Consider the following 9,390-nt stretch of genomic DNA (forward strand, 5'->3'; position numbering starts at 1 on the left):
TGAATTTTGAGGTGGGAGTTTTACTGCCCGTTAATGCGGGATAAAACGTTAGAAGAAGAACAACCAGGTACATATGAAATTTGTAACATATGTTATTGGGAAGATGATCCTGTTCAGTTTAACGATCATGACTTTGAAGGCGGAGCAAATGAACCCTCGTTAAGACAAGCACAGAGAAATTTCATTGTATTTGGTGCTTGCGAGGAATGCTTTGTTGAATCAGTTAGAAAACCGACTAACGAAGATATAAAGGATGCTAGTTGGAAGCCAGTTTGTTAAGTAGTTTTTAAATGAAAATGTTATTACTCAATTTAATAAGAGTAATAACATTTTTTTATGTAGCGAATAAAGAATTAACGCACCGTCTTACAAAATAAAAAACTAAAGATGATAAAGTAATAGGAAGGCCAGTTTCCAGAAAGGCATTTAAATTAAAGGATAAAAACTCTCTGTCGTTAAACCACGTAAAGAGTAAATGATTGTAAGAAATACCTAACAATATAAATAAAGGAACTCCGATCTTTAATTCATGACTTCTTTTTATTTTTTTATAACAAAATTCACCTAATAAACAACCGATAAGAACGGGGATACTGCCAAGAATAATATACATAATGATTGATACCCAAATTGGTCCCCATGAATCTGCAAAATTGGGAACTTGTGTATACTGTAAAACATTTACAATGACAGAGGAAACTAGTAAGCATGTTAAATAGCTAATAGAAAATTTTTTCAATGGAATCATCCTTATAAAATTTTGATTGCCTCAGTTAGGTATTTTTTGAAAATATAAATTCTTTTAAATTATAGATTAAATGTACGAGGAGAATCAACTTGTTAAAAGGTTATTTCATATTAATGGATATATTAGGAATGAACATAAAAGTATAGATGTATAGTCAACGTTGCGTATTTGATGTTATCATATTGTGATATGGAAATTTTTAATAGAAGAAGCAACTAACAATTCAAAGATAATGAAGCCTATATTGAATAAAAAAATACCTAGTAGTACTGAACAATATTAAAAATAAAATACGTATTTAGATAGAATTAGTAGAAATGAGGGTTTAAAAGGGAATGAACACGAGCATAACACGGCAAAGGATTTTAGCCGCCGCTTCTCAAATTGTTCAATTTAAAGGAGTAGCTAAGTTAACTTTAGAAGCAGTAGCAAAAGAGGCAGGTGTAAGTAAAGGTGGATTATTGTATCACTTTTCAAATAAAGAAGCTTTAATAGAAGGCATGATACTTAAAGGGACAGAGGAGTATCATGGTGCTATTTATAATAAGGTAACGGAAGACACAGAGAAGAAAGGAAGGTGGGTTCGTTCGTTTATAGAGGAAAGATTAAGTAATGAGAAAAGAACAGAAGAGTTGTGTAGTAGTATGATGGCAGCATTAATGCTAAAACCTGAATTGCTTGAGCCATTACAACAAGCATTTCAGCAATTGCAAACTAAAATAGAAAATGATGAAATGGATTCTGTTTGTGCCACAATTATTAGATTAGCAGCTGATGGATTATGGTATTCGGAATATTTAGGGGTCGGAAGACTAAGCCCTGAATTAAGAGAAAAAGTGATTCAAGCCCTTATTAACGCTTCCTATAAATAGAATATATAAACTATAGAATGAAAAATAATTCCCCATTGGTGTATTTAATCCGGCGGGGAATTATTTTTTTTATTAGAATAATAGAACAATTGTATAGGGTGTTGAATTATAACCGTCCAGACGGTATAGTAATATTTGGTTCAAAAGGAAAATGAAACAAAAAAATAATAGAAAATATTTTTAGCACACTATTCGAAAGGATAGGCCGCAAAGCTTAGAGTCTACGGTAATATATATTGGTTACTAAGATCGTCTGGTTGCACTTTTTGATGCAATCGGACGATCTTTTTTATTATATAAATATAATATTCAAGGAGGAAAATATGCAAGCGAAAAGTACTAAAAGGCACATTTCAATGGTTTCATTAGTTTTTCTAGTATTATTTTCAGTGCTGAATGTGTGGGCTCCAGTTATTCAAGCTGCTGTGATGAAAAGTCCAGTGGATGATATTAGCATTTCCCGTACTGATGGCACGACATCTGAACCATATCAGGCCTCAGATGGTATGAAAGTAGAAGTGAAGTGGTCAGCTAAAGAACAGATAAAAAGTGGAGATCAATTCACAATTGATATGCCAAAAGAATTTCGAAAAGATCTTATGAATATGAGTTTTCCTTTAAAAGATGCTGAAGGAAAAACAGTTGGTACATGTGAGATGAAAAAGGGTCTATTGACGTGTACTATGGGTGATTATGTAGAAGGAAAGAATAACATTAAAGGTTCTTTATTCGTAGAATTCTATTTTGCTCTAGAAGCATATGATGGTGTTCAAAAAATCCCATTAGAATTTAACGTTGATGGTCAAATCGTAAATAAAGAAGTAAGTGTAAATAATACGACAGAGAGACCGAAGCCACAGCCCAATACAGATAATCTATTGAAATGGGGTTCTTATAATCAGGAAGATCCTTCAATTGCAGACTGGACGGTATATGTAAATGCAACTGGAACAGAAATGCAAGATCTTAAATTAACAGACACATTAGGACCTGGGCATGAGTTAATTACAGACAGTATCGTTTTAGAAGAGGCTGTATTTGAAGATGGCTATGCAGCAACAAATATTAAGCCAGCAGATTTATCTAAAATTAAAATCAATACAACGAAGACTGGATTTACAATTGAATTTCCAGACAGCTCAAAAGGTTATATTTTAAGATATAAAACAAAAATTACAAATCCTGCTGCAAAGCCTCATAAAAATACAGTGAAATTAGAAGGCCAAAATATTGAAACTGAAGAAAAAGTAGGACAAGTATTTGTAAGTGGTGGGGGAGGAACCGGTTCAGGTGACAATAATCCACCTAGCATTGAAAAAAATATAGTTGATGAGAATGGTAAGCTGGTAGAGAATCAGCAGTTAACACAAATGGATCAAACTATTCAATATCAAGTTGGTACGCATATACCACAAGATCCGCCTAATTATACATCGATGGTAATTAGTGATGATTTAGAAGATGTTTTAGAAGTATTAGAGGCAAAAGTATATGATCAAAATGGCCAAGATATTACTTCTAAAGGAACACTAACGATAGATAAACAAAAAAGTGAAGTAACATTTACGTTCGGTGAGAGCTTTGACTATAAGTCGTATGAAGACCAGATAATTAACTTGAATATTAAGGCGAAAATTAAAGCTGATGCAGACTTATCTTCTTATGTAGATAAGAAGGTTCCTAATAAAGCAGAGTTACATTATGATGATAAGAAATTAACATCGAATGAAGTAACGGTTACGCCGCCGGAACCTCCAAAAGAAGGTACAGTAGCTATTCATAAAATAGATGCTGAGGATCCGAATAAAGAGTTAACAGGTGCCGAATTTGAAGTTCGAAATAGTGAGGATAAGGTTGTTGCAGTACTGAAAACAGGCGAAAAAGGTTTTTCAGCCCCTCAAACTTTAGCACCTGGAACGTATAAAATTTATGAAAAAGTAGCACCTGAAGGATATCAAAAATTAACAAGTCCGGTAGAGGTTACACTTCAAGCTGGAGAAACAAAAACAATTGAAATTAAAAATACCATGCAAAAGGGTCAAATTGAATTAAAGAAAATTGATTCGGAAAATGGTGGTAAAGCATTAGCAAATGCAGAGTTTGATGTAGTAAAAGACGGTGTAGTAGTTGAACATATTGTTACAGATAAAGACGGTAAGGCAATTTCTAAACCGTTAGCACCAGGAAAATATATTTTAAAAGAAACGAAAGCGCCCGAAGGATACCAATTAAAAGAAACAGAGTTCGAAGTAAATGTAACAGGGGACGGCATATTCCCAATAACAGTAGAAAATGCAATGGTAGACAAAGGTAATGTAGAAATTACAAAAGTGGACAAAGAAAGCGGCGCAGTATTAGCGGGTGTCGAATTTGAAGTCCAAGATGAGAAAGATAAAGTGGTAAGAAAAGTAGTAACAGATAAAGATGGAAAAGCAAACGTTTCAGATCTATCAGTAGGAAAGTACAAATTAGTAGAGACGAAAAGCTTACCAGGTTACAAGAAACTAACAGAATCAGTATCATTTGAAATTAAAAAAGGTATGACGACAGTCCTATCACTGAAAGTAGAAAATGAGCAGTTAGACAAAGGCTCATTAGAAATTACAAAAGTAGATAAAGACAGTCAAAAAGTATTAGAAGGCGTAGTCTTCGAAGTGCAAGATGAAAAAGGAAAAGTGGTAAAAAAAGTAACGACAGATAAAGATGGAAAAGCGAATGTCTCAGACTTATCAGTAGGAAAATACAAATTAGTAGAGACGGCAAGCTTACCAGGTTACAAAAAATTAACAGAGCCAGTATCATTCGAAATTACAAAAGGTATGACAGAAGTCTTATCACTGAAAGTAGAAAATGAGCAGTTAGATAAAGGCTCAGTAGAAATTATAAAAGTAGATAAAGACAGCCAAAAAGCATTAGAAGGTGTAGTCTTCGAAGTGCAAGATGAAGCTGGAAAAGTAATAAAGAAAGTAACAACAGATAAAAATGGGAAAGCAAAAATTGCAGACCTATCAGTAGGGAAATACAAACTAGTAGAAGTTGAAAGTTTACCAGACTATAAGAAACTAACAGGGCCAGTATCATTTGAAATCAAAAAAGGCATGACCGAGGTACTATCATTAAAAGTAGAAAATGAAATGGTAGATACGGGAAACGTAGAGATAACGAAGATAGATAAAGATAATAAGGCGCCGTTAGCGGGAGTAACGTTTGTTGTCCAAGATGAGAAGGGCAATGAGGTGAAAAAAGTAACGACAGATAAAGATGGAAAAGCAAATGTTTCAGATTTACCTGTAGGAAAGTATGAATTAGTAGAGGTAGAAAGTTTACCTGGTTATAAAAAGTTAGAAAAACCAGTATCATTTGAAATTACAAAAGGTATGACGAAGTCTTTAACATTTACTGTAGAAAACGAAATGGTGGATACGGGGAATGTTGAAATCACGAAAATAGACAAAGATAGTAAAGCACCATTAGAAGGTGTTGTGTTTGAAGTACGTGATTCAAAAGGGAAAGTAGTAACAAAAGTAAAAACGGATAAAGATGGAAAAGCAAATGTTTCAGATTTATCTATTGGAAAGTATGAGTTGGTAGAAGTAGAAACACCAGCAGGATACAAACCGCTAGAAAAACCAATTTCATTCGAAATTGAAAAAGGTAGAGTAACAGCATTACAATTAACTGTCGAAAATGAATTAGTGGATACAGGAAATGTAGAAATTACAAAAGTAGACAAAGAAAATAAAGATGCTTTAGCTGATGCCGTATTTGAGATTCAAGACGAAGCAGGACAAGTAGTCGCTAAAATAACGACAGATAAAAAAGGACACGCACAAGTTACTAATTTATCAGTTGGAACATACAAGTTGGTAGAAGTAAAAGCACCAAGAGGATATAAGCAATTAGTAGATCCGATTACTTTCCAAATTGAAAAAGGTATGACAAAATCTCTTACTTTAACAGTAGAAAACGAAATGTTAGACAAGGGAAATGTAGAAATTACAAAAGTAGATAAAGAGAGCCAAAAAGCATTAGCAGGCGTAGTCTTTGAAGTACAAGATGAAGCAGGCAAAGTAGTAACAGAAGTAACGACAGATAAAGATGGAAAAGCAAAAGTCTCAGACTTATCTGTAGGCAAGTACAAATTAGTAGAAAAAGCAGGCTTACCGGGATACAAAAAACTAACAGAGCCAGTATCGTTCGAAATTAAAAAAGGTATGACGAAAGTTTTATCATTGAAAGTAGAGAACGAACTGTTAGATAAAGGTTCAGTAGAAATTACAAAAGTGGACAAAGAAAGTGGCGCAGTATTAGCGGGCGTAACCTTCGAAGTGCAAGATGAAAAAGATAAAGTAGTAACAGAAGTAACAACAGATAAAGATGGAAAAGCAACAATTTCAGATTTATCAGTAGGGAAATATAAGCTAGTAGAGGTAGAAAGCTTACCAGGATACAAAAAACTAGCGAAACCAGTATCGTTCGAAATTAAAAAAGGTATGACAGAAGTCCTATCATTGAAAGTAGAGAACGAAAAGTTAGATAAAGGTTCAGTAGAAATTACAAAAGTAGATAAAGACAGTCAAAAAGTATTAGAAGGCGTAGTCTTCGAAGTACAAGATGAGCAAGGCAAAGTAGTAACAGAAGTAACGACAGATAAAGAAGGAAAAGCAAAAATCTCAGACTTATCTGTAGGCAAGTACAAATTAGTAGAAAAAGCAGGCTTACCAGGATACAAAAAATTAACAGAACCAGTATCATTCGAAATTACAAAAGGTATGACGACATTCCTATCACTGAAAGTAGAAAATGAGCAGTTAGATAAAGGCTCAGTAGAAATTACAAAAGTAGATAAAGACAGCCAAAAAGTATTAGCGGGCGTAGTCTTTGAAGTTCAAGATGAAGCAGGCAAAGTAGTAACAGAAGTAACGACAGATAAAGATGGAAAAGCAAAAGTCTCAGACTTATCTGTAGGCAAGTACAAATTAGTAGAAAAAGCAGGCTTACCGGGATACAAAAAACTAACAGAGCCAGTATCGTTCGAAATTAAAAAAGGTATGACAGAAGTCCTATCATTGAAAGTAGAGAACGAACAGTTAGATAAAGGTTCAGTAGAAATTACAAAAGTGGACAAAGAAAGTGGCGCAGTATTAGCGGGCGTAACTTTCGAAGTGCAAGATGAAAAAGATAAAGTAGTAACAAAAGTAACAACAGATAAAGATGGAAAAGCAACAATTTCAGATTTATCAGTAGGGAAATATAAGCTAGTAGAGGTAGAAAGCTTACCAGGATACAAAAAACTAGCGAAACCAGTATCGTTCGAAATTAAAAAAGGTATGACAGAAGTCCTATCATTGAAAGTAGAGAACGAAAAGTTAGATAAAGGTTCAGTAGAAATTACAAAAGTAGATAAAGACAGTCAAAAAGTATTAGAAGGCGTAGTCTTCGAAGTACAAGATGAGCAAGGAAAAGTAGTAACAGAAGTAACGACAGATAAAGAAGGAAAAGCAAAAATCTCAGACTTATCTGTAGGCAAGTACAAATTAGTAGAAAAAGCAGGCTTACCAGGATACAAAGAATTAACAGAACCAGTATCATTCGAAATTACAAAAGGTATGACGACATTCCTATCACTGAAAGTAGAAAATGAGCAGTTAGATAAAGGCTCAGTAGAAATTACAAAAGTAGATAAAGACAGCCAAAAAGTATTAGCAGGCGTAGTTTTTGAAGTGCAAGATGAGCAAGGCAAAGTAGTAACAGAAGTAACGACAGATAAAGAAGGAAAAGCAACAATTTCAGATTTATCTGTAGGAAAGTACAAATTAGTAGAGAAAGAAAGCTTACCAGGTTACAAAAAGTTAGCAGAACCAGTATCATTTGAAATTAAAAAAGGTATGACAGAAGTTCTATCATTAAAAATAGAAAATGAAATGGTAGATACGGGAAATGTAGAGATAACGAAGATAGATAAAGATAATAAGGTATCGTTAGCAGGTGTAGTCTTCGAAGTTCAAGACGAAACTGGCAAAGTAGTAACAAAAGTAACAACAGATAAGGAAGGAAAAGCAAACGTTTCAGACTTATCTGTAGGAAAGTACAAGCTGGTAGAAGTAGAGAGCTTACCAGGATACAAAAAATTAGAAAAGCCGGTACCATTTGAAATTACAAAAGGTATGACAAAATCTCTAGCGTTCACTGTAGAAAACGAAATGGTGGATACGGGGAATGTTGAAATCACGAAAATAGACAAAGATAGTAAAGCACCATTAGAAGGTGTTGTATTTGAAGTACGTGATTCAAAAGGGAAAGTAGTAACAAAAGTAAAAACGGATAAAGATGGAAAGGCAAACGTTTCAGATTTATCTATTGGAAAGTATGAGTTGGTGGAGGTAGAAACACCAGCTGGATACAAACCGCTAGAAAAACCAATTTCATTCGAAATTGAAAAAGGTAGAGTAACAGCATTACAATTAACTGTCGAAAATGAATTAGTGGATACAGGAAATGTAGAAATTACAAAAGTAGACAAAGAAAATAAAGATGCTTTAGCTGATGCAGTATTTGAGATTCAAGACGAAGCAGGACAAGTAGTCGCTAAAATAACGACAGATAAAAAAGGACACACACAAGTTACTAATTTATCAGTTGGAACATACAAGTTGGTAGAAGTAAAAGCACCAAAAGGATATAAGCAATTAGTAGATCCGATTACTTTCCAAATTGAAAAAGGCATGACAAAATCTCTTACTTTAACAGTAGAAAACGAAATGTTAGACAAGGGTAACGTAGAAATTACAAAAGTAGATAAAGAGAACCAAAAAGCATTAGAAGGCGTAGTCTTCGAAGTGCAAGATGAGCAAGGCAAAGTAGTAACAGAAGTAACGACAGATAAAGAAGGAAAAGCAACAATTTCAGATTTATCTGTAGGTAAGTACAAATTAGTAGAGAAAGAAAGCTTACCAGGTTACAAAGAACTAACAGAACCAGTATCATTCGAAATTACAAAAGGTATGACGAAAGTTTTATCATTGAAAGTAGAGAATGAACTATTAGACAAAGGTTCAGTAGAAATTACAAAAGTAGATAAAGAGAACCAAAAAGCATTAGAAGGCGTAGTCTTCGAAGTGCAAGATGAGCAAGGCAAAGTAGTAACAGAAGTAACGACAGATAAAGAAGGAAAAGCAACAATTTCAGATTTATCTGTAGGTAAGTACAAATTAGTAGAGAAAGAAAGCTTACCAGGTTACAAAGAACTAACAGAACCAGTATCATTCGAAATTACAAAAGGTATGACGAAAGTTTTATCATTGAAAGTAGAGAATGAACAGTTAGACAAAGGTTCAGTGGAAATTACAAAAATGGCTGCTGAAAGCAAGAATATATTATCAGGAGCTGTGTTTGAAGTTCATGATGAAAAAGGTAAAGTAGTAGCGAGAGTAACAACAGATAAAGAAGGAAAAGCAAAAGTCTCAGATCTATCTGTAGGTAACTACACACTTGTAGAAGTAGAAGCACCAAAAGGATATGAAAAATTAACTAATCCAATTCCATTTGAAATTACAAAAGGAATGATAAATTCAGTTCAATTAGAAGTATTAAACGAATTGAGTCATTTAGCACCACCAGGTCCAGAAAAACCAGATCCAGAGAAACCTGGAACAACAGATCCAGAGAAACCTGGAACAACAGATCCAGAGAAGCCTGGAACAACAGATCCAGAAAAACCGGAAACAACAGATCCAGAGAAGCCTGGAACAACAGATCCAGAAAAACCGG

4 protein-coding genes and 1 riboswitch are annotated in these 9,390 nt (G+C 34.0%); of the genes, 3 read left to right on the forward strand and 1 reads right to left on the reverse strand.

The window, feature by feature from the left end; genetic code table 11:
• Positions 1-33: 33 nt before the first annotated feature.
• Positions 34-279: a CPCC family cysteine-rich protein gene (locus ABH959_RS16655; protein WP_404492927.1), complete on the forward strand. Its 246-nt coding sequence runs from the start codon at positions 34-36 to the stop codon at positions 277-279.
• Positions 280-334: 55 nt separating this feature from the next.
• On the opposite strand, the gene ABH959_RS16660 is transcribed toward ABH959_RS16655, so the two are convergent.
• Positions 335-739, reverse strand: a complete 405-nt coding sequence (locus ABH959_RS16660; protein WP_113936590.1) for a hypothetical protein — start codon at positions 737-739, stop codon at positions 335-337.
• A 344-nt stretch (positions 740-1,083) separates the two neighbouring features.
• Between ABH959_RS16660 and ABH959_RS16665 the strand changes: the two genes are divergently transcribed.
• Both ABH959_RS16665 and ABH959_RS16670 read left to right on the forward strand, forming a co-directional pair.
• Positions 1,084-1,620: a TetR/AcrR family transcriptional regulator gene (locus ABH959_RS16665; RefSeq protein WP_113936589.1), complete on the forward strand. Its 537-nt coding sequence runs from the start codon at positions 1,084-1,086 to the stop codon at positions 1,618-1,620.
• A gap of 172 nt (positions 1,621-1,792) precedes the next feature.
• Positions 1,793-1,885, forward strand: a riboswitch (cyclic di-GMP riboswitch).
• A 58-nt stretch (positions 1,886-1,943) separates the two neighbouring features.
• Positions 1,944-9,390, forward strand: a 7,447-nt coding sequence (locus ABH959_RS16670) for a SpaA isopeptide-forming pilin-related protein (protein ID WP_404492928.1), incomplete at its 3' end; no start/stop codon positions are given.

The sequence above is a fragment of the Bacillus sp. RC51 genome (assembly GCF_044908115.1).
Lineage (GTDB): Bacteria > Bacillota > Bacilli > Bacillales > Bacillaceae_G > Bacillus_A > Bacillus_A mycoides.

Excerpts from the sequence above, each read along its gene's own strand:
- ABH959_RS16665 (WP_113936589.1), top strand. The coding sequence starts at position 1,084 with ATGAACACGAGCATAACACGGCAAAGGATTTTAGCCGCCGCTTCTCAA.
- ABH959_RS16655 (WP_404492927.1), top strand. The coding sequence starts at position 34 with ATGCGGGATAAAACGTTAGAAGAAGAACAACCAGGTACATATGAAATT.